The organism is Acinetobacter sp. NIPH 542 (assembly GCF_000369825.1).
Taxonomy (GTDB): Bacteria; Pseudomonadota; Gammaproteobacteria; order Pseudomonadales; family Moraxellaceae; genus Acinetobacter; species Acinetobacter oleivorans.
In genome coordinates this window covers 2,279,291-2,300,252 of sequence record NZ_KB850206.1, presented here as the reverse complement: position 1 = coordinate 2,300,252, position 20,962 = coordinate 2,279,291, and the positions used below count along the sequence as shown (strand labels likewise).

Sequence of the window (20,962 nt, the reverse complement as noted above, 5' to 3'; positions counted from 1 at the left end):
CATATGATTTATAGATTGAAGAATAACAAGGATGAAAAGCTCAAAAGAAGAAATAGTGGCATTTCTTGAAAAGGAATTTCCACCAAGTCTTGAACATTGCACGATTGAATCAGTCACGCCTAAAGCTGCTGTCGTTTATTATCATGTCGATCAAAGACATCAACGGCCCGGTGGCACCATATCTGGCCCAACCATGATGACTTTGGCTGATTTTGCTTTATATATTGCAATATTAGGTGAAATCGGAATTATCGGTTTAGCTGTAACGACCAATTTTAATATTAATTTTCTAAGAAAACCCGCAGGTGATCAAGACTTACGCAGTGAGTGTAAGCTCATGAAAGTAGGAAAGAGTTTAGTTGTGGGTGAGGTCTGGATTTATTCGGTCGGTTTGGATGAACCCGTTGCACATGTGACTGCGACTTATTCAATTCCACCTAGATCATAAATATTAAACCAAATAAAAAGCACAGTCTGAACTGTGCTTTTTTGTAGAAGAACAGCTTAAATATCAGTATTAACTAATGGCTGTTCTACTGCAAAATTTGGAGGAGTTAAAACTGTTTTACGAATCTCACTCGAAGTTTTTGGATAATCAAGCGTGTAATGCAGACCACGTGATTCTTTACGTTGCATAGCACAGCGCACGATCATCTCAGATACTAAAACAAGGTTACGTAGCTCAATTAGGTTTTTGCTAACACGGTAGTCTTGATAATACTCAGTGATTTCACGCTTTAACATTTCAATACGGTGTAAAGCACGTTCTAAACGTTTTGTAGTTCTTACAATACCAACATAGTTCCACATGGTCGAACGTAACTCATCCCAGTTTTGTAAAATCACCACATCTTCATCAGGATTGGTTACTTGTGAGTCATCCCAAGTTGGTACTTCAGGTAATTTGAAGTTTTCATCAAATTTATTTTCGATATCTTTTGCTGCACTCATTCCGTAAACGAAGCACTCAAGTAATGAGTTACTTGCCATACGGTTTGCACCATGTAAGCCCGTATAAGACGTCTCACCAATCGCATATAGACCTTCAATATCCGTTTGGCTATTTGAGTCAACCACGACACCACCACATGTATAGTGAGCTGCTGGCACCACTGGAATCATGTCTTTGGTAATGTCGATACCTAACTCAAGCAATCGTGCATAAAGTGTAGGGAAGTGCTCTTTGATAAACTCTGGTGATTTGTGTGTAATGTCCAACCACACATGACGAATACCGAGGCGTTTAATTTCATGGTCAATGGTACGTGCCACAATATCGCGAGGAGCCAGTTCTGCACGATCATCAAAACGTAGCATAAAACGCTCGCCATCAGGTAAGCGCAAATAAGCACCTTCACCACGCATGGCTTCGGTAATTAAAAAAGAGCGAGCTTGAGGGTGATACAGGCAAGTTGGGTGGAATTGGTTAAATTCCATATTGGCTACACGGCAACCTGCACGGAAGGCCATTGCAATACCATCACCTGTAGCAATATCTGGATTAGATGTGTACAGATAAGCTTTCATCGCACCGCCGCAAGCCAGTGCGGTGAATGGTGCAAGGAAGGTATGAACTTTTTCCGTATTTTCATCTAAGGCATACAAACCAATAGCGCGATTCGCTTGATCGGTATGACCTAATTTATGCGATGTAATTAAATCAATCGCAATGTAGTTTTCAAAAATAGTAATATTTTTACGTTCTTGGGCACGTTCAACCAAGGTGGTTGAAATAGCTTTACCTGTTGCATCAGCTGAATGGATAATACGGCGTTGTGAATGACCACCTTCGCGCGTTAAATGAAGTTGTTCATCTTCATCTAAAGTAAATTGCACGCCTTGCTTTAAAAGAAAATCAACAGAAGGGCGACCACCTTCTACGGTATGTTGTACCGCATCCATTTCACATAAATGAGCGCCTGCAATCATAGTGTCATTAATGTGCTGTTGAATAGAGTCAGTCTCATCAAGAACAGCAGCAACACCACCTTGAGCATAGAAGGTACTTGCTTCGGTTAAAGCAGCTTTGGCTAAAACTGCAATATTAAAATGATTTGGTAACGATAAAGCCAGACTTAAACCAGCACCGCCGCTGCCCACAATAATCACGTCAAAGTGGTGAATTGTCTGTAAATTAGGCATGTCCATTCGCAACAATCTAAAACGTCCGCTAATGACACCCCTTTTTATCTAAAAAGGCAAGAGCTTAAGCGCTCTAACTCAGAGAAAAATTGCAATTGGCTTAAAAAGTTGCAATGCGTAAAATAATGAATGTAAGGATGCCTTACAAATAAACATATTGTTACGCACAACCCCAAAGCGTTGTGATACAACATTTTTATTCTTATTCTCGTAGACCAATTGTGGGTGAGCACCGAATGAAAACTCGCTATTTACAACAAGGAATGTATGCAGCGGTATTTACAGTTGCTGCTGTTCAGGCAAATGCTGCTGTTGATTTTTCAAACCTCGTTGAACAAGTTAGTCCAGCAGTGGTGAGTGTAAACGTCGTAAAAAAAATGACTCAGGATGAACTATTGCAGCAGCAAGTCCCTGAAATTTTGAAACGTTTCTTTGGAAATCAGGTCATCATTCCACAGCAACAGGGTCCACAAGAAAAAACTGCATACGGTAGTGCATTTTTTATTAGTAAAGATGGTTACCTACTCACCAACCACCATGTGATTGAAAATGCCTCACGCATTAGTATTACTTTAAATGACCGCCGTGAAATTGATGCAACTGTGGTTGGGAGTGATGAGCGTACAGACGTTGCATTGTTAAAGGTGACTGGAAATAGCTATCCAGCTTTACGCGTAGGAAATGTTGACCGTTTGCGAGTGGGAGAGCCAGTTTTAGCAATTGGTTCGCCTTTCGGTTTTGACTACTCTGCGTCGGCAGGTATTGTGAGTGCTAAATCACGAAATATGAGTGGTGAAACTTCGGTACCATTTATTCAAACTGACGTTGCGCTAAACCCAGGTAACTCTGGTGGTCCACTATTTAACCAAAATGGTGAAGTAGTCGGGGTAAACTCTCGAATATTTAGTGGTACTGGCGGCTATATGGGCTTGTCTTTCTCTATCCCGATTGACGTAGCGATGGATGTAGCCGAACAGCTTAAAACTAAAGGTAAGGTAACACGCTCTTATCTTGGTGTGATGATGCAAGACATTGACCGCAACCTTGCTGATGCTTACAAGTTACCAAAACCTGAAGGTGCTTTAATTACTCAAATTTCTCCGAACTCACCTGCACAAAAAGCAGGCTTGCGAGCTGGTGACGTGATTTTGAAATATAACGGTAATCCGGTATCGCGCACGAGTGAATTACTCTATGCATTAAACAAAGTACAGCCGAATCAAACTGTCCAGTTTGAAGTATTACGTGATGACAAAACCCGTAATATTTCAGCAACTTTAACGACTGCTCCAGATGAAACGCCTGCCACAGGTGCACAAAGTACTGTATCTAAAGGACCAGTTTTAGGAATGAGCATTCGTGATTTAGCTGAGCCAGAAAAAAGTGCTTTGAGTGTAAAAGGTGGTATCTATGTACAAGATGTTCGCCGTGGTGGCCTAGCATCATTGTCAAATATCATTCCGGGTGATGTGATTGTTCAAGTCAACAATAACCAGATTTTAAATAGTCAGGATTTTGCAAAAGTCGTTTCTAACTTGCAAAAAAATACGGTAGCGCGTGTTGCAATTATTCGCCAGGGACAACGCGCAATGCTTGGTTTACGTATCCAGTAAACTTAAAAAAGAAACAATGAACCACCCTAAACATGGGTGGTTTTTTGTTATTTATCTTGAGCGTATAGTGATATCTACCTACACTTATTTCAGTTTGAAATTTAATAAATAAGAGTGAACATTTGTGAGTAGTATTTTTGATTTACATATTCAGGTGCAGCCACATCATATTGATGCCTTAGGACATGTGAATAATGTGATGTATGTACAGTGGATGCAAGATGTAGCTGCTGCTCATGTTGAGACCTTAGGAGTCGGGGTAACTAAATATCTTGAACTAAAACATGCAATGGTCGCGGTTGAACATCATGTGCAATATCGTAAAGCTGCATTTGAAGGCGAACAAATTGTATTACGCACATGGTTAGATGATATCAATGCTCTTTATTCGTTCCGCCAATATGTATTTTTCCGTCCATCAGATCAGGCCGTATTATTTGTTGGAAATACTAAATGGGCATGTATTGAAATTGCTACAGGACGTCCAAAACGAATGTCACCAACTTTTACCCATGCATATAAGCCGCTTGATTCAAGCATAAACCCTTATGATTTTACTATTTCGTATGCTCAATAACCTGAAGTAGTGGGCTCACTTTGATTGTCATTTTTAAAACATAAGTACAAAGCTCATGATTATTTTGGATACTTTAAAATATCCATCTGTTATAATCTCACGCAATTTATTTAACTGCTTTGGCTGTGTATTAAAACAAGCTACATAGCACTCTATATTTTCTCAAGGTAACCCATGGCGCAAGCTAAAAAATCCGTCGATATCAAAAATATACGAAATTTCTCGATTATTGCCCACATTGACCATGGTAAGTCTACATTGGCTGACCGTTTTATTCAGATGTGTGGTGGTCTACAAGATCGTGAAATGCAAGCTCAAGTCTTGGACTCAATGGAGCTTGAGCGCGAACGTGGGATTACCATTAAAGCCGCTTCAGTCACGCTATATTATACTCATCCTAATGGTCAAGAATATCAACTTAACTTTATTGATACTCCTGGACACGTAGACTTCTCTTATGAAGTTTCTCGTTCATTAGCTGCATGTGAAGGTGCACTATTGGTTGTAGATGCTGCACAAGGTGTAGAAGCACAATCAGTTGCAAACTGTTATACCGCGATTGAACAAGGTCTCGAAGTTCTTCCTATTTTAAATAAAATTGATTTACCGCAGGCTGAACCTGAACGTGTAATTCATGAAATTGAAGAAATTATCGGGATTGAAGCGACAGATGCACCAACCTGTTCAGCAAAAACTGGTTTAGGTGTTGAAGGTGTTTTAGAGCGTTTAGTCGATGTTATTCCAGCGCCTGAAGGCGATCGTGAAGCACCTTTACAAGCATTAATTATCGACTCATGGTTTGATAACTACCTAGGTGTAGTTTCTCTTGTACGTATTAAACAAGGTCGTATCCGTAAGGGCGACAAAATGTTGGTTAAATCGACAGGTCAAACTCATCCAGTAACTTCAGTGGGTGTATTTAATCCGAAGCATACTGAAACAGATATTCTTGAAGCTGGCGAAGTAGGTTTTGTAATTGCGGGTATTAAAGATATTTTTGGTGCACCAGTAGGTGACACGATTACTCTTACATCTACCCCGGATGTTGCGATTTTACCGGGTTTCAAAAAGGTTAAACCACAGGTTTATGCTGGTCTTTTCCCGATTGATGCGAGTGATTTTGAGCCATTCCGTGAAGCGCTACAAAAATTACAAATTAACGACTCAGCTTTATTCTTTGAACCAGAAAGCTCTGATGCATTGGGTTTTGGTTTCCGTTGTGGCTTCTTAGGGATGCTACACATGGAGATTGTACAAGAGCGTTTAGAGCGTGAGTACGATCTTGATCTCATCAGTTCTGCGCCTACCGTAATTTATGAAGCATTAACCAAGAAGGGCGAAACGATTTATATCGACAGTCCATCAAAAATGCCAGACGGATCGACTGTAGAAGATTTGCGTGAACCAATTGCTGAATGTCATATCCTTGTTCCTCAAGAATACTTAGGGAACGTAATGACCCTTTGTATTGAACGCCGTGGTGTACAAAAAGATATGAAATTCTTGGGTAACCAAGTTTCTATTACTTTTGAAATCCCGATGGCTGAAGTCGTTATGGATTTCTTTGACAGATTAAAGTCATGCTCTCGTGGCTTTGCATCGCTAGACTATAACTTTGTACGTTTTGAAAGTTCAGCTTTAGTTAAGGTTGATGTGTTAATTAATAGCGAAAAGGTTGATGCCTTGGCTATGATTTGTCACCGTAATGATGCACGCCATCGTGGTATTGCATTGGTTGAGAAAATGAAAGACTTGATTCCTCGCCAAATGTTCGATGTTGCTATTCAGGCAGCAATCGGTGCGCAAATTATTGCCCGTTCTACTGTAAAAGCGATGCGTAAAAACGTATTGGCAAAATGTTATGGTGGTGACGTTTCACGTAAGAAAAAACTACTTTCTAAACAAAAAGAAGGTAAGAAACGTATGAAACAAGTGGGAAGTGTTGAAATTCCACAAGAAGCGTTCTTGGCTGTATTGAAAGTAGAAAGATAAGAAATGAAGGTAGGGGAAGTAAGACATCACTTTTCCCTATTTTAAGACAAGCAGCTAGGCTGCGAGTGAGGTCGTGTGGATTTTGATTTTAATTTAATTCTTGTTCCAGTTACGCTGATTCTATTTGCAGTGTGGTTGTTAGATAAACTTGTATTCAAACAGCGTGCAAATAAAGGGCGCGGGAACGAAAATTTTGTTATTACATGGGCTTATGACTTTTGGCCAGTTTTAGCTGTAGTACTTGTACTTCGTTCATTCCTTTACGAACCATTTAATATCCCATCAGACTCTATGGTACCTACTTTAGAAACTGGTGATTTTATTCTGGTTAATAAATTTGATTATGGTGTGCGTTTACCTATCGTTAATAAGAAAATTATTGATGTGGGAGAACCAAAGCGTGGTGATGTGATTGTATTCCGTTATCCACCTCAACCTACCATTAGTTATATTAAACGTGTAATCGGTTTACCAGGCGATCATCTTGTTTATGATCATGGACAATTGATTATTAACGGACAAAAAGTACCGAAAGTATTAACACAGTTTAGCCGTGAAAAAGATGTATTAGATACACCAACGTCTATTTATCATAAAGAGACGATTGGTACGCACACCTTTACAATGCGTGAACTTGAAGGCGTAAATGTGGCGCGTCAAGCACCGTTTATCAACTATGTTGAAAATGGTAAATATGCAAACCAAGACGGTTTATATTGGGAAGTGACTGTTCCAAAAGGACATTACTTTGCAATGGGGGATAACCGTGATCAAAGTGCAGACAGTCGTTTCTGGGGCTTTGTTCCTGAAGAAAATTTAACAGGACGAGCATTCTATGTCTGGATGCATAAAGAACCGGGCTTACATCTTCCTAACTTTGGCCGAAATGGAAAAATAGATTAAAAACAACCATTAGGAAAAAAAGAAATGCGTAAGGCACAACAAGGTACTTCGTATTTAGCAATTTTATTTGGGGTGGTTATATTTGCGGTTGCAGTAAAAGCTGTACTTGCAGTTTGGCCAGCATATTGGGATGATCGATTGATTAATAATCAAATAGAAGAGCTTTTACAAGAAAGCTCTTCTGACATCACTCCACAGAAGTTTATGACACAAATGGATCAGCGACTGGAAATGAACAATATTCGTGATCTTCATTTTAAAGAGATTGCGCAAGTGTTTAATGAGTCTGGTCTAAAAGTCCAAAAGAAATATGAGGTAAGAAAACCCTTCTTATCAAATATTGATTTAGTTTTAACATTTGAGAAGAGTTTTGATAAAACATCAGTTCAAACTAAGTGATCCTCGCTTATTGAGTCGAATCGGATATCAATTCAAGCAGCTTGAATTGTTACAGTTAGCTTTGACTCATCGTTCGGTGAGTCATAAATACAATTACGAGCGCTTGGAGTTTTTAGGCGATTCATTATTAGGCATGATTATTGCCAATTATCTATATCATGCCTATCCAAATGAAAACGAAGGTCGCCTAACGCGTATGCGAGCGACTTTAGTACGTCAGGAAGCGTTAGGTAAGATTGCAACCGATTTGCAACTTAGTCGGTGTTTAATATTAAGTACGGGTGAATTGAAATCTGGTGGTCATCATCGTGAGTCAATATTGGCTGACACGGTAGAAGCCATTATTGGTGCAATTTATATTGATAGTGGTGATCTCAACTTACTTACAGATATTGTGCTAAAATGGTATGTACCGTATTTAGACCATATTGAGCCTACGGATCAACTTAAAGACCCTAAATCACGTTTACAAGAGTATCTACAAGCACGTAAAAAACCTCTCCCTGTTTACGAGGTTGTAGATATTCAGGGTGATGCACCTCACCAGCACTTTAAAGTTGAATGTTTGATAGATGGCTTATCAAAGATTCATGGTGAGGGTTCAAGTCGTCGTTTTGCCGAGCAGGCAGCAGCGGCGGAAATTTTAAAGTTATTGGAGCAATAACCTGCATGTCGATGCATTCTGATCAAATCAATCCAGATTCAAATGAGAACCAAGATCCTAATAATCTGATTGATCAATTTTTTAGTTCCAAAGGCGTAACAATTCCTTCGGATTTTAAGAGCGGATTTGTGGCGATTGTGGGACGTCCAAATGTGGGTAAATCTACCCTCATGAACCATTTGTTAGGTCAAAAGCTTTCTATTACTTCGCGTAAACCTCAAACAACACGTCATAAAATTATTGGTATTGATTCGCGTGAAAAAATGCAGGCGGTATATGTAGATACCCCAGGTATGCATAAAAAAGAAGTGCGCGCTATTAATAAAATGATGAATCGTGCAGCTCATTCTGCATTGCGCGACGTCAATTTGGTCTTATTTGTTATTGATGCTTATAAGTGGACGCAAAATGACGACTTAGTGCTTGAAAAACTCAAGAATGCTGAAATGCCAGTTATTTTGGTGATTAACAAAGCTGATACTTTTGAAGATAAAAGAGATATTCTGCCTTTGATTCAAGAGCGCGCTAAACTTATGAATTTTGCCGAGATCGTTCCTGTATCTGCATTACGCGGAGCAAATTTGGAACACTTGAGCGAAACGATTGAGAAGTATCTTCCTTACCAAGCGCCTTTGTATTCATTTGATCAGATTACTGACCGTTCTGAACGCTTTTTAGCTAGCGAAATTATTCGCGAAAAAATCATGCGTCAGTTAGGTGAAGAATTACCTTATGATTTAACAGTACAAATTGAATCTTTCAAAACGGAAGAAGAGACTGTTAATGAAAAAACTGGTCGTTTAAAGCCAGCCTGTACTTATATTGATGCAACGATTTTTGTAGATCGTGCAGGCCAAAAAGCGATTGTGATTGGTGAAAAAGGTGCCAAGCTTAAAACAATCGGTATGGATGCTCGTAAAGACATGGAAAAAATGTTCGAGCAAAAGATCATGCTTACCTTGTGGGTTAAAGTTAAAGGTGGTTGGTCTGATGATGAGCGTGCTTTAAAAAGTTTAGGATATAGTGATATCTAAAGGATAAGGATGCTGGTATGAAAACAATTACATCATTGGTCGCTATAATTGGATGTACATTGATGTTACAAGGTTGTGTATATAAGCTTGTAACCGTACCAGTAGGTATCGCCTATAAAACTACAAAAGGTGTTGTTAAAGGTACAGCAGCTGTTGTAGGGGCGGTAATTCCTGATGGTGATGATGAGGATGACAAAAAAGAAAAAGAATCTGAGGAATAGTTTCTTTTTATGATGCGCAATGAAGTCCTCCATGGATATATGATTCATCACCGTAAGTACCGTGAAAAAAGTCATATTGTGCATCTTTTTACTCAGGAGTATGGGCGAGTCGATGGTATTTTAAGACAGACTCCGCCCCCTCAATATCAGCCTATTCGATTGCAAGCCACGGGTAAAAGTGAGCTGAAAAACTTTACAAAGCTTGAAATCTTAAATCAGCCTGTATTCTTTTTTGGTGATGCTTTTTTTGCCGGATTTTATTTAAATGAAGTTGTTCTTAGACTTTGTCCCTTAGAAGAGACAATGCCACAAACGTTTGAGCAATATCAGTTAACGTTACTTCAATTACAACAATTATCATCCCACGAAAATCCTGACCTTTTTCTTCGGCAGATTTTGCGCCAGTTCGAGCATATTTTACTTCCTGAACTTGGATACGCGATTGATTTCTCAGTCGATACCCAACAACAGCCGATTCAGACTCATCAGTTTTATCAATTTCAAGTGACAGAGGGTTTTGCTCCTGTTGTGCAGGCGAGTCGTTCTTCTTTGTCAGGGAAAGCGATTTTGTCTATGTTGGATTATGAGCAAGGGCAGGATTTTTCTCTCGAACAACTGCAATTATTAGGTAAACTATACCGTCAAATGATTACATCGCTTTTAGGTGATCGTCCCCTAAAAAGTCGACAATTGTGGATTCAAAACACTCAAACTCAATCGTAATTAGGATTTATTTATGGCTGCATTGCTTGGTGTAAACATAGACCATGTTGCTACTTTGAGACAGGCGCGCGGTACTACTTACCCAGATCCTGTAGAAGCTGCTCTTATTTGTGAACAAGCTGGTGCAGAGGGCATTACTTTGCATTTGCGTGAAGACCGTCGCCATATTCAAGATGATGACGTACGTCGCATGCGTCCATTATTAAAAACACGTATGAATCTTGAGTTGGCTGTTACTGATGAAATGGTCGAGTTTGCGAAAGAAATTCAGCCACAGCATGTTTGTTTTGTTCCTGAAAGACGCCAAGAAGTAACTACCGAAGGTGGTTTAGATGTAGTAGGCAACTTTGAAAAAGTTAAAGCTGCAACTCAGACTTTAGCTGCTATTGGCTGCGACGTATCATTATTTATTGATGCTGATTTAGCTCAAATTGATGCAGCAGTTGCATGTGGTGCACCTACGATTGAGTTACACACGGGTGCATATGCAGATGCGGCAACAGAGCAAGATCAACAGGCTGAGCTGGCGCGTATTATCAAAGGTGTTGAATATGCAGCTTCAAAAGGTTTAGTTGTAAATGCTGGTCATGGCCTTAACCTTAAAAATATTGCTCCAATTGCTGCTATCTCACAAATTCACGAGTTAAATATTGGGCACTCAATTATTGCAGATAGTGTTTTTGTAGGTCTGGTTCAAGCTGTTAAAGATATGAAAGCAGCAATTCAGGTGGCGGGTTAATTGGTTATGTCGAGTATCAATTACGATGAATTAATGCAACCTGTTTTAGCTTTTTTAGGCTGTCAAACGCCAAAAGCATGGTTAGATGAGGCAATCAATAATCTAGATATTTTGATGCAAGATCATGCTAATTGTGAAAAAAAAGCAGCTAGTACAGCAATGAACTTAATGTTTCGTTATAGCTTCTTCCCAGATTTGCAAGTAAAGCTTGCACAGCTGGTACGGGAAGAAATGCTTCATTATGAACAAGTGCTTGAGCTTATGGCCAAGCGTGGCCAAAAATGGGATGGCTTAAGTGCAGGGCGCTATGCTGGTGGGCTCCGTAAAGAGATTCGTACTTATGAGCCAGAGGCTTTAATTGATGTACTTGTGGTAGGTGCTTTTGTTGAGGCGCGCTCATGCGAACGCTTTCATGCTCTTGCCCCACGTGTAGATGATGAGTTAGGACGCTATTATCGCTATTTGCTTAAGTCGGAGTCTCGTCATTTTGAAGACTATTTGGCGCTTGCACTTGATGTTGCAAAAACTGCAAAAATGAAAAATCCTAAAGAGGATATTCAGCAGCGTATTGAGCATATTCGTGAGGTTGAAAAGAATCTGATTTTAACGCCTGATGATACCTTCCGTTTTCATAGCGGTGTGCCTGTATAATATTAGAAGTTTTAAATAAAAAGTTTACCGTAAAAGGTAAACTTTTTATTAGGTGAGCTTTATTTCTTCGGCGGTCGGTATGTTCTGCTTTTAGTTTTTTTATGCATATAATTATTTAATAAATATATTTTTTATAAATTTTAATTTCTCTTAAATTTTTTTAAAAAACTTTTATTTTTTAAAGTAATAACGAATATTATGTAAATATAAAGATAGTTTTGTTCATAATCGGTTCAACTAAATTAGTCGAATATTTTAAGGATATAAGAATGTTAGCATTAGTTACAGGTGCCTCTGCGGGCTTTGGTTATAGTATTTCAAAAAAACTGATTGAGTTAGGTTACAAAGTTATTGGCTGTGGAAGACGGGCAGAAAAATTAAAAGAATTACAGCAAGAACTTGGTGAAAAGTTCTATCCCTTAGTATTTGACATGACAGATACCGTAGAAAATATAAATAAGGCCCTAGTTGATTTACCAGCCGAATTTCAAATCAGTCAAATTGATTTATTGGTAAATAATGCTGGATTGGCCTTAGGGTTGGAGTCAGCAGATAAATCAGATTTAGATGATTGGTACACTATGATTGATACCAATGTTAAGGGGCTTATTACTGTTACCCGACTAATTTTACCAAGCATGGTAAAGAAAAAGTCCGGCTTAATTATTAATATGGGGTCAATTGCAGGTACATACCCATATCCGGGTGGTAATGTTTACGGTGCCACCAAAGCATTCGTGGAGCAATTTAGTTTAAACCTTCGAGCTGATCTATCAGGTACCGGCATTCGAGTAACTAACATTGAGCCGGGGCTTTGTGGGGGTACAGAGTTTTCTTTGGTACGTTTTAAAGGTGACCAAGAGAAAGTGAACAGTCTTTATGATAAAAAGAATCCAATCTTGCCTGAAGATATTGCAAATACGGTAGCTTGGGTTGCTTCACAACCTCCGCACATTAATATTAATCGTATTGAAATGATGCCGACCACTCAGTCTTTTAATCCTTTAAAAGTGGTTGAAATGGAATAATGATTTAAGAAAAGAATATTTTTTCAAACTTAGATTAGATCATTAAGCTAAGTAAATGGTTTAAGCATGAAAATTAAATCCTCTATATTGATAGGGGATTTTTTATAGCTATTAATAAAATTAGGGCAAAAAAAAGCCCGCTTTAATGCTGCGGGCTTTTTAGTATTTGGCTCTCCCACCTGGGCTCGAACCAGGGACCTGCGGATTAACAGTCCGTCGCTCTACCGACTGAGCTATGGGAGAATCTGCATGCGATTATAAGGAGATTTTGAGAAGGGTCAAGTCTAAATTGTCATGTTTACTTCATTTTTGTGTTGTATGCTTTTTATTTGATCAGTTGGGTGCTGCGTTAAGAAATTACTTGCACTTTAAAAAGTCAGTTGCTAGATTCAAGAAAGAACAAGCGTTTGGAGAAATCCAAACAGTGTGGATTTAAACCAACTTGCCAGCACTAAAATGGCTAAATCGGAGATAAGTATGAAAACGCTTACGATTGCTTCTATTTTTTCTAATTTTGATTTTTATCAACAAAATTATCTTAATGTCTTAACTCAATCAGAATCTTATTACACACCTGTAGAAGATGCATGGATTGATGGTTATCCTTTCAAAAAACAGAACTTATATTTAGGTGATTTACTGCAACTTTGGTTTAGCTCTAAATGGAATGTGCATAATTCACTTAAAATTTTAAAAAGCTCGAAATTGTTAAACTCCTCTAAATCTCTATATATTTTTCAATTAGAAGGGGAGTTATTGTTGGGTAAAAATAAAGTGTTAGCTTGGTCTACTGAGCATCAAGAAATTATAGAACTTCAACTTAAAAATATTTGGGCACCTTATGTGATTGCGCAAACTTGTGAGCGTCCAAATAATCAAGATTACTCAATAAAAAAGGCAGCGGTTTAAGGCTGCCTTTAATCATTAGGGACGAATAATCATGCAGGTTGCTGTTGCATAGGCATACAGTTTACCTTCCTCATCAATAATCTTTCCTTCGGAAATACCTAAATTTTTACTTAAATTAATGACTTTGCCTGTCGCAATTAAAGGATGGTTCTTTGGAATCGGGCGGCACATTTTTACATTAAGGTCGATTGTGCCATAGCCTACACTCGCGGGTAACATCGTATGTACTGCACAGCCAGTCACCGAATCTAGGACTGTGGCAGCAAAACCACCATGCACGCCACCGAGTGGATTTAGATGGTTATGATCCGCTTGGGCTTTAAAAGTAACAGATCCTTCTGAGATTTCAGTAGGTTGCATAGGTATCGTTTTACTAATGCTTGCAGGAGGAATATGGCCTTCTATCATGGCTTGTAAAAATTCAAGACCAGTCATTTCCATCGGATTTTTCATTTTTTGAGTCCTTTAATTCTTTAAGTTCCAAAATAGAACTTGATGTTAAATTAGGCGTTAAAATACATATTGTCAAGTACAAGAAATATAGGCCACTTTATAGTTTATAAACTTGTAAATTTTGGTTGAGCAGAATATTTTATAACTCTAAAAATATAAACTTAGTGTGGAAAATAATAATGAACGGTCAGTGTTTATGTGGTGAAACAACTTTTGAAGTTGAATTAAAAAATCATGATGTACATGCTTGCCATTGCTCGATGTGTCGTAGACAAACCAGTGGTGTCATTATGACAATTGATGTGGTCAAAGGTAGTTTAAAGTTTATTCAGCAAAAGCATCTTAGTGTATTTAACTCTTCTGACTGGGGAGAACGAGGTTTTTGTAATGCTTGTGGAACAACAATTTTTTGGAGAACGAAAGATCAAAGCTACTGCAACATCAATGCATTTTCTTTAAATGAGCCAGTAGAAGACTTGAATTTGGATATGGAAATTTTTATTGATTCAAAACCCGATTTTTATACTTTTCAAAATGATACAAAGAAATTGACCGAGGCTCAGGTTGCTGCGTTATTTAACCTATAATAATTTTAATTATAAAAAAGGGCCTCAATTTTGAGGCCCTTTTAATTTTTACAGATTATTTCGCAGCTTTTTCAGCTTCGATTGAAGCGATAGCAGCATCTACACCTTCAATTGAGTCAGCAGCTTTTTTGATACGTGCTAACGCATCAACAAGTACTTCGTCAGCTGTTGCATATGAAATACGCATAAAACCGCCTAAACCAAATGCATCACCAGGTACTACTGCTACGCCAGTTTCTTCTAATAACCATTCAGAGAACTCTGTGCAAGATTTTAAGCCTTTTGCACGAATAAGAGGACGAATGTTTGCATAGGCATAGAAAGCGCCATCAGCAGGTAAGCAAGAGATACCTTTGATGTCATTTAAGCCGTTTACAACTAAGTCATGACGGCGTTTAAACGCTTCAATCATCGGTTGTAAAACGTCTTGTGGACCATTCAATGCAGCTTCAGCAGCAACTTGCGAAATAGAAGTTGGGTTAGAAGTTGACTGTGATTGGATCTTTTTCATTGCACCAATGATTTTTGCTGGACCGGCTGCATAGCCAATACGCCAACCAGTCATTGCATATGCTTTAGAAACACCATTTAAAACAATCGTGCGGTCATATAAATCTGGAGCAACAGTTGCGATGTTGTAGAACTCATCTTCCCAACGAATTGGTTCATACATATCATCAGATGCAACAAATACTTGTGGGTGGCGACGTAGAACTTCAGCTAAAGCTTCTAATTCAGCTTTGCTATAAATCATACCAGTTGGGTTAGATGGGCTGTTTAATACAACTAAACGAGTGTTAGGTGTAATAGCAGCTTCTAATTGTTCAGGAGTGATTTTGAAACGTTGGTCTTCGCCACATTTCACAATGACTGGAGTACCTTCAGCAATAATGACCATATCTGGATAGCTTACCCAGAAAGGTGCTGGAATGATAACTTCATCGCCTTTGTTTAATAGAGCAAGTGCCAAGTTAAAGAAGCTTTGCTTACCACCACATGAAACCAAAATCTGATTTGCTTGATAATCAAGATTATTATCACGCTTAAATTTAGCAATAATTGCTTTTTTTAATCCAGGAGTACCATCTACAGCCGTATATTTGGTGAAACCATTATTAATCGCTTCAATTGCAGCATCTTTGATGTGTTGCGGGGTATCAAAGTCTGGTTCGCCAGCACCTAAACCAATCACGTTCTTGCCAGCAGCTTTAAGTTCAGCAGCTTTGTTGGTTACAGCAAGTGTAGGGGACGGTTTGATAGCATTGACACGATCAGAAAGACGTACGTCCACGGCAATATTCCTCTTATGGGATTAAAAAATAAAAAGCATACTATCTTATCGCAAAAATTAAGTAATTTGCGGATGTGGGTATTTTTAGATGTAAAAAAGTTTGATTTAAGAAAGATCTTGTCGCTGTTTTATTCAATTGAAGCTTTTTTGGAAAGAAGTGATAAAAATCATTTATAATAAGTCGCAATCGAAATTTCGAGAATGAATCATGACTGAGCAACAGCCAAAACAGAAAAAGGCTTTGGTGAAATTGCCATTCCCAATGCCGAATGAAAGCAATCAAGCCGACGACGCGGTACACAACCAAGTGCGTCCGAAACCAGAGCAATACGCAGATAGAACATGGATGCCTCCACGTGGTACGCGTCGTTCTATGGGAAAACGTTAATTTTGAAAAACAGGCAATATGCCTGTTTTTTATTGATTGAGTAAAATTTCCTGATAATAACTTTTTTTCTTTTGATACATGTGATGGTCCGCTCGCTTTAACATGTCCTCAATTTGTTCATTTGTTTGAGTGGTTGCATGTCCAATTGCGATGCTAATTGGGTGACTTGAATAATATTGATTGTCGATATTAAAAAGCTCCTGAATGGTTTGAAGCATAATAAGAACATTCGCCTCATCTGCCCCCGGCATTAAAATTACGAATTCATCGCCACCTATTCTAGAAGCCGTATAGTGCGTATTTAAAATGGCCTGACTTAAAATATTTCCAACGCGACGCAATAAACCATCCCCAATATCATGACCAAACTGATCATTGGTTTCTTTTAATCCATTCATATCTAAGAAAATTGAAGAAACAGGGCGAATAATGCTTCGGTTTAAACGATTCAGTTCTTCTGTAAAAAAAGCGCGGTTATATAGTTTGGTAAGAACATCATGTTGTCCTAAATATTCAAGGTAGTTTTCCGCTTTTTTTCGCGCGGTAATATCGGTAAGTGCAACCTGTACTAGTCCCCAAGTCTCTTCGTATCCGGGAAAAACGGTAAATTGAAGCAAGACATTTCTTATTTGGCCATCTAAAGCGTAGTTAATGGCTTCACGTTTATGATGAATATTACCTTGCCATAATTCGATGAGTTGTTCCCGAAAGGTTTCAATCATCTCTTCAGCAAAAACCTTATGTGTATTTCTGAAAAGTGTGGATTTATCAGGAGCCTTAAATAAATCGAGAGTTGCCTGATTGACATCTAGAATCAGAATATCTTCTACACACTGACGGACAAATTCAGGATGAACATCTAGAAAAGTTCTAAAATCTTCAATTCCCAATAGCCTAAGTTGATCAATTCTATTTTTTATACGGCTGAAATCTTCGACCCAAAGAGACGTGGGTGAGTAGATAAACATGGATTCAGCCAAGCGACGATTTTTTTCTTCTTCACGAAGCGCATTTTGATAAGGCGTTACGTCTTCGGTGGTAATTAATACACGTTCAAAAGTCGATTCAGAACCGGGTAAAATTGATCCTCTTAACTGAACATCAATACGTTTGCCCGATAAAGTGTAATTTACAGTCGTGCTTGAAAAATGGGTTTTACCATTCCATAGTTCCTCCAATTCATTAATATGTGATTCAAACATCTCTTTTTTAAAAATGAGATTTAAACTCGAATATAGCTCTTCGTGAGTTTTTGCTTCAAAAAGTTCTAAGGTTTTTTGATTCACACGAACAATTTTAATTTTATGGGCACATTCAATAATTAAATTTTTATTTTGGCTTAAAAATTCATGGAGGTTTTCAATACCTTGATTTCTCCATAGATCAAATTGTTGTTTAACTTCACTGAAATCCTCAATCCACATTGGAATTGGGCTAAGGTCAAAAATTGAAGAATCTAAAGTTTCCATATGTTTCTTTAAGTATTCAGTTCGCCTTAAAGTATAATGAGAAAAATTAAGATTTGGGAATATAAAGGACTTAAATTTATTAGAATAATTAAAAATAAGAAAATTAAATGTAAGTAAAAATAAAATAATGAGAAAGCAGATATTATCTGCTTAGCTCATAAGTTTATTAGAGAAATTAACGATTAATAGGGTGGTCAATATTCTTTTCACCACGCCATAATTTGATAAAGTCTTGCTCGTCAAAATCATAAAGTTCCATGAGTGCAACGACTGCGCTCACAAAAATCATGGCACCCTCAGAGTTGCCGTGCAGGTCAAAAATTTTACCATTGAGCTTACCTAAAATATCACTAAGCTCATGATCGCGGCCTCGGCCATAACGATCCCGAGGGTAGAGCTCTTCATTTAAAACAATAAGAGCAATCGCTTTTTCAGCAGCTGATAAATCTGTTTTATCTAAGGCTTCTTCAAAAGATTCACTTCCATGATTAAAGTAAAAAATTACTTCATCATTAATGAAACTTTTTACCATCTTTTGAGTTAATGTTGGAAATTGTGAAACTGCATTATCTTCAACATAGGGTTTAAAAGATTCTGGAAAGATAACGTTGTGATCAATATCTTTAAAGAGTGGTGCAATTTCAGAGACTTTATAACCTGCAATGCCACAACCTAAAGCAGTGACAAAATATTTCATTTTAGGATGATTTTTTGCATATATCTTAAAATCTTCAACGTAGTGCTCAATTTGGGAAAGAGGCATTTGTTGGATATGTTCATTTAAAGTTGGAATTGCAAAGCTTTGACCAGCCCAGCCGCGCCCCACACCTTCAACTGCTCCGAAGTGTTGACTGGCAACGCGTGCTGCGCCGCTACCATGCTGTCCAGCAAGGTTACTACCAAATACAAAAACTGTATCTTCTGGAAGTTCGGTTACAATACTTTCATCATGATATTGATAGGTCATGGTTATGCTTTTTATTTAATGGATAGCTTCATGTTGCAACTGATTATAGTATTGGTCAAGTGTTAAGATGCTTAATCTTTTACATTGAATTTCCAACTCAATTTGCACTTTAAATTAAGATAAAAATCCCCATTAAAAGGGGAGACGTTAAATTCAATTTTTTCATAAAGAGAGATAACTTTGAACGAAAATCAACCTTTTGATTTGGTCACTCATTATCAGCCAGCAGGTGATCAGCCACAGGCAATTGAAAAGCTGGTCAATGGTATCGAGCATGGTTTTCGTAATCAGTTATTGCTAGGGGTAACTGGCTCAGGTAAGACCTATACCATGGCAAATGTGATCGCTCAAACACAGCGCCCTACAATTGTGATGGCCCATAACAAAACTTTGGCAGCCCAACTTTATGGTGAGTTTAAGTCTTTCTTCCCTAATAATGCGGTTGAATATTTTGTAAGCTATTACGATTACTACCAGCCAGAGGCTTACGTTCCATCTTCGGATACGTTCATCGAAAAAGATGCAGCCATTAATGATCACATTGACCAGATGCGATTATCTGCAACACGAGCTTTATTAGAACGCCGTGATGCAATTATTGTGGCATCGGTGTCTGCAATTTATGGTTTGGGCGACCCAAATGCTTATATGCAAATGTTGCTGCATGTGGTCGAGGGTGACCGAGTAAGCCGTGATGAAATCATCCGTCGTTTGGTTGAAATGCAATATACGCGTAATGAACTTGAATTTTTACGTGGTACATATCGAATTCGCGGTGAAATTATTGATATTTTCCCAGCAGAATCTGATCAACATGCTATTCGCATTGAACTATTTGATGATGAGGTCGACTCAATCCGTTGGTTTGACCCGCTAACAGGTAAAATGGTTCGTAAAGTTTCTCGAGTAACGATCTATCCGAAAAGCCACTATGTAACACCAAAAGATCATTTAACCCGTGCTATCGATACAATTAAGGATGAATTACAAGATCAACTTAAATTCTTCCGTGAACATGACAAATTGCTCGAAGCACAGCGTATTGAGCAACGGACACGTTACGATCTAGAAATGATGCAGCAGTTGGGTTATACCAATGGTATCGAAAACTATTCACGTCATTTGTCTGGCCGACCATCTGGTGAAGCTCCGCCGACTTTATTCGACTATATTCCAGAAGATGCTTTGCTGATTATTGATGAATCACACGTTACCGTTCCACAAATTGGAGCGATGTATAAAGGTGACCGATCGCGTAAAGAAAACTTAGTAAACTATGGCTTCCGTTTACCAAGTGCGCTTGATAACCGTCCTATGAAATTTGAAGAGTGGGAACGTATTGTACCGACCACCATTTTTGTAAGTGCAACACCTGCTAAATATGAATTAGAAAAGTCAGACCAAATCGTTGAACAGGTGGTACGTCCAACAGGTCTCATCGACCCTGAAATTGAGATTCGTCCTGTCTTAACCCAAGTGGATGATGTTCTTTCTGAAATTAATATTCGTAAGACTTTGAATGAAAGGGTATTAATTACGACTTTAACAAAGCGTATGGCAGAAGACCTAACTTCTTACTTAAAAGAATATGGTGTTAAGGTGGCTTATCTCCACTCAGATATTGATACGGTTGAACGTGTCAAAATTATTCATGAATTACGTACAGGCGTATTCGATGTTTTAGTTGGTATCAACCTGTTACGTGAAGGTCTGGATATGCCAGAAGTTTCTTTGGTTGCCATTTTAGATGCAGATAAAGAGGGCTTTTTACGTTCGGAACGTTCACTTATTCAGACAATTGGTCGTGCTGCGCGTAATGTAAAAGGTAAAGCAATTTTATATGCTGACCGAATTACTGACTCTATGCAAAAAGCAATAGATGAAACTGATCGTCGTAGAGCCAAGCAAATTGAATTTAATGAGTTGCATGGTATTACGCCACGGAGTGCGGTTCGTCAGGCTGTCAAAGAAATTGACTCGGGTGAGGTACTTTCAGACGACGAGATTGATGAAAAAGTACTTGAACAAGCACAAGCATTGAGTGCCGATGAAAGACATATTCTTTCAGACCCTAAATTGTTTAGTAAACATATTACTAAGCTTGAAAAAGACATGTTAAAGGCCTCGAAAGATTTACAGTTCGAGCAAGCAGCGCGGATACGTGATGAAATTCTTCGATTAAAAGCGCAGATGTTGCAATAAATGAATACAT

23 protein-coding genes and 1 tRNA gene are annotated in these 20,962 nt (G+C 38.3%); 18 read left to right on the top strand and 6 right to left on the bottom strand.

Annotation, left to right across the window (positions count from 1 at the left end):
- Window positions 1-31: 31 nt before the first annotated feature.
- Complete coding sequence (locus F886_RS16190; RefSeq protein WP_005307487.1) at window positions 32-448, top strand: PaaI family thioesterase; 417 nt, start codon at window positions 32-34, stop codon at window positions 446-448.
- Window positions 449-504: 56 nt separating this feature from the next.
- Here the strand turns inward: F886_RS16190 and nadB are convergent, their stop codons facing one another.
- Window positions 505-2,148, bottom strand: coding sequence for an L-aspartate oxidase (nadB, locus tag F886_RS16185; RefSeq protein ID WP_034591248.1), 1,644 nt, complete (start codon window positions 2,146-2,148; stop codon window positions 505-507).
- Between the two features lie 230 nt (window positions 2,149-2,378).
- Between nadB and F886_RS16180 the strand changes: the two genes are divergently transcribed.
- The 12 genes from F886_RS16180 (at window position 2,379) to F886_RS16125 (ending at window position 12,686) form a co-directional block, all read left to right on the top strand.
- Window positions 2,379-3,755 (top strand): Do family serine endopeptidase, encoded by a 1,377-nt coding sequence (locus tag F886_RS16180; protein WP_005307484.1) that lies wholly within the window; start codon window positions 2,379-2,381, stop codon window positions 3,753-3,755.
- Window positions 3,756-3,879: 124 nt separating this feature from the next.
- Window positions 3,880-4,332 carry an acyl-CoA thioesterase gene (locus tag F886_RS16175; RefSeq protein ID WP_004790729.1) on the top strand — a complete coding sequence of 151 codons (453 nt, stop codon included), beginning with the start codon at window positions 3,880-3,882 and terminating at the stop codon, window positions 4,330-4,332.
- Window positions 4,333-4,506: 174 nt separating this feature from the next.
- The gene (gene lepA, locus F886_RS16170) at window positions 4,507-6,324 is read left to right on the top strand and encodes a translation elongation factor 4 (protein WP_005307480.1); all 1,818 of its coding nucleotides are present in this window, start codon (window positions 4,507-4,509) and stop codon (window positions 6,322-6,324) included.
- A gap of 75 nt (window positions 6,325-6,399) precedes the next feature.
- The gene (gene lepB / locus F886_RS16165) at window positions 6,400-7,227 is read left to right on the top strand and encodes a signal peptidase I (protein WP_004790734.1); all 828 of its coding nucleotides are present in this window, start codon (window positions 6,400-6,402) and stop codon (window positions 7,225-7,227) included.
- A gap of 24 nt (window positions 7,228-7,251) precedes the next feature.
- Complete coding sequence (locus tag F886_RS16160) at window positions 7,252-7,626, top strand: DUF4845 domain-containing protein (RefSeq protein WP_005307477.1); 375 nt, start codon at window positions 7,252-7,254, stop codon at window positions 7,624-7,626.
- Entirely contained in the window at window positions 7,598-8,290 is a 693-nt protein-coding gene (gene rnc / locus F886_RS16155; protein ID WP_004790741.1) for a ribonuclease III, read from the top strand. Before F886_RS16160 ends, rnc begins: the two co-directional genes overlap by 29 nt.
- Before the next feature lie 11 nt (window positions 8,291-8,301).
- On the top strand, window positions 8,302-9,324 hold the full coding sequence (era, locus tag F886_RS16150; RefSeq protein WP_081399272.1) for a GTPase Era: 1,023 nt from the start codon (window positions 8,302-8,304) through the stop codon (window positions 9,322-9,324).
- Window positions 9,325-9,341: 17 nt separating this feature from the next.
- Window positions 9,342-9,545, top strand: a complete 204-nt coding sequence (locus tag F886_RS16145; RefSeq protein WP_004790744.1) for an NF038104 family lipoprotein — start codon at window positions 9,342-9,344, stop codon at window positions 9,543-9,545.
- A gap of 9 nt (window positions 9,546-9,554) precedes the next feature.
- Window positions 9,555-10,268: a DNA repair protein RecO gene (gene recO / locus F886_RS16140; protein WP_005307471.1), complete on the top strand. Its 714-nt coding sequence runs from the start codon at window positions 9,555-9,557 to the stop codon at window positions 10,266-10,268.
- Between the two features lie 13 nt (window positions 10,269-10,281).
- Window positions 10,282-11,007, top strand: coding sequence for a pyridoxine 5'-phosphate synthase (gene pdxJ / locus F886_RS16135; protein ID WP_004790748.1), 726 nt, complete (start codon window positions 10,282-10,284; stop codon window positions 11,005-11,007).
- 6 nt (window positions 11,008-11,013) lie between these two features.
- The gene (locus F886_RS16130; protein ID WP_005307468.1) at window positions 11,014-11,658 is read left to right on the top strand and encodes a MiaE family protein; all 645 of its coding nucleotides are present in this window, start codon (window positions 11,014-11,016) and stop codon (window positions 11,656-11,658) included.
- 269 nt (window positions 11,659-11,927) lie between these two features.
- A complete protein-coding gene (locus F886_RS16125; RefSeq protein WP_005307465.1) occupies window positions 11,928-12,686 on the top strand; it encodes an SDR family oxidoreductase in 759 nt (252 codons plus the stop codon).
- A gap of 167 nt (window positions 12,687-12,853) precedes the next feature.
- On the opposite strand, the gene F886_RS16120 is transcribed toward F886_RS16125, so the two are convergent.
- Window positions 12,854-12,929: transfer RNA gene (locus F886_RS16120), tRNA-Asn, on the bottom strand.
- 46 nt (window positions 12,930-12,975) lie between these two features.
- On the opposite strand from F886_RS16120, the gene F886_RS20030 reads away from it, so the two are divergent.
- Window positions 12,976-13,122 carry a hypothetical protein gene (locus tag F886_RS20030; RefSeq protein WP_081402294.1) on the top strand — a complete coding sequence of 49 codons (147 nt, stop codon included), beginning with the start codon at window positions 12,976-12,978 and terminating at the stop codon, window positions 13,120-13,122.
- A gap of 41 nt (window positions 13,123-13,163) precedes the next feature.
- On the top strand, window positions 13,164-13,595 hold the full coding sequence (locus F886_RS16115) for a hypothetical protein (protein WP_005307462.1): 432 nt from the start codon (window positions 13,164-13,166) through the stop codon (window positions 13,593-13,595).
- 15 nt (window positions 13,596-13,610) lie between these two features.
- On the opposite strand, the gene F886_RS16110 is transcribed toward F886_RS16115, so the two are convergent.
- The gene (locus tag F886_RS16110) at window positions 13,611-14,048 is read right to left on the bottom strand and encodes a PaaI family thioesterase (protein WP_005307459.1); all 438 of its coding nucleotides are present in this window, start codon (window positions 14,046-14,048) and stop codon (window positions 13,611-13,613) included.
- 179 nt (window positions 14,049-14,227) lie between these two features.
- On the opposite strand from F886_RS16110, the gene F886_RS16105 reads away from it, so the two are divergent.
- Window positions 14,228-14,635 (top strand): GFA family protein, encoded by a 408-nt coding sequence (locus F886_RS16105; protein WP_005307454.1) that lies wholly within the window; start codon window positions 14,228-14,230, stop codon window positions 14,633-14,635.
- Window positions 14,636-14,690: 55 nt separating this feature from the next.
- Here F886_RS16105 and F886_RS16100 read toward each other — a convergent pair whose 3' ends face one another.
- The gene (locus F886_RS16100; protein WP_002118408.1) at window positions 14,691-15,926 is read right to left on the bottom strand and encodes a pyridoxal phosphate-dependent aminotransferase; all 1,236 of its coding nucleotides are present in this window, start codon (window positions 15,924-15,926) and stop codon (window positions 14,691-14,693) included.
- Window positions 15,927-16,134: 208 nt separating this feature from the next.
- Between F886_RS16100 and F886_RS16095 the strand changes: the two genes are divergently transcribed.
- On the top strand, window positions 16,135-16,314 hold the full coding sequence (locus F886_RS16095; RefSeq protein WP_002118942.1) for a hypothetical protein: 180 nt from the start codon (window positions 16,135-16,137) through the stop codon (window positions 16,312-16,314).
- 29 nt (window positions 16,315-16,343) lie between these two features.
- Here the strand turns inward: F886_RS16095 and F886_RS16090 are convergent, their stop codons facing one another.
- Complete coding sequence (locus F886_RS16090; RefSeq protein ID WP_005307450.1) at window positions 16,344-17,783, bottom strand: sensor domain-containing diguanylate cyclase; 1,440 nt, start codon at window positions 17,781-17,783, stop codon at window positions 16,344-16,346.
- Window positions 17,784-17,958: 175 nt separating this feature from the next.
- A complete protein-coding gene (locus F886_RS16085) occupies window positions 17,959-18,750 on the bottom strand; it encodes an A1S_2505 family phage non-structural protein (protein WP_004790757.1) in 792 nt (263 codons plus the stop codon).
- Between the two features lie 180 nt (window positions 18,751-18,930).
- Here F886_RS16085 and uvrB point away from each other — a divergent pair, with 180 nt between their 5' ends.
- A complete protein-coding gene (gene uvrB, locus F886_RS16080) occupies window positions 18,931-20,952 on the top strand; it encodes an excinuclease ABC subunit UvrB (protein ID WP_005307447.1) in 2,022 nt (673 codons plus the stop codon).
- The last annotated feature ends 10 nt before the right edge of the window (window positions 20,953-20,962 follow it).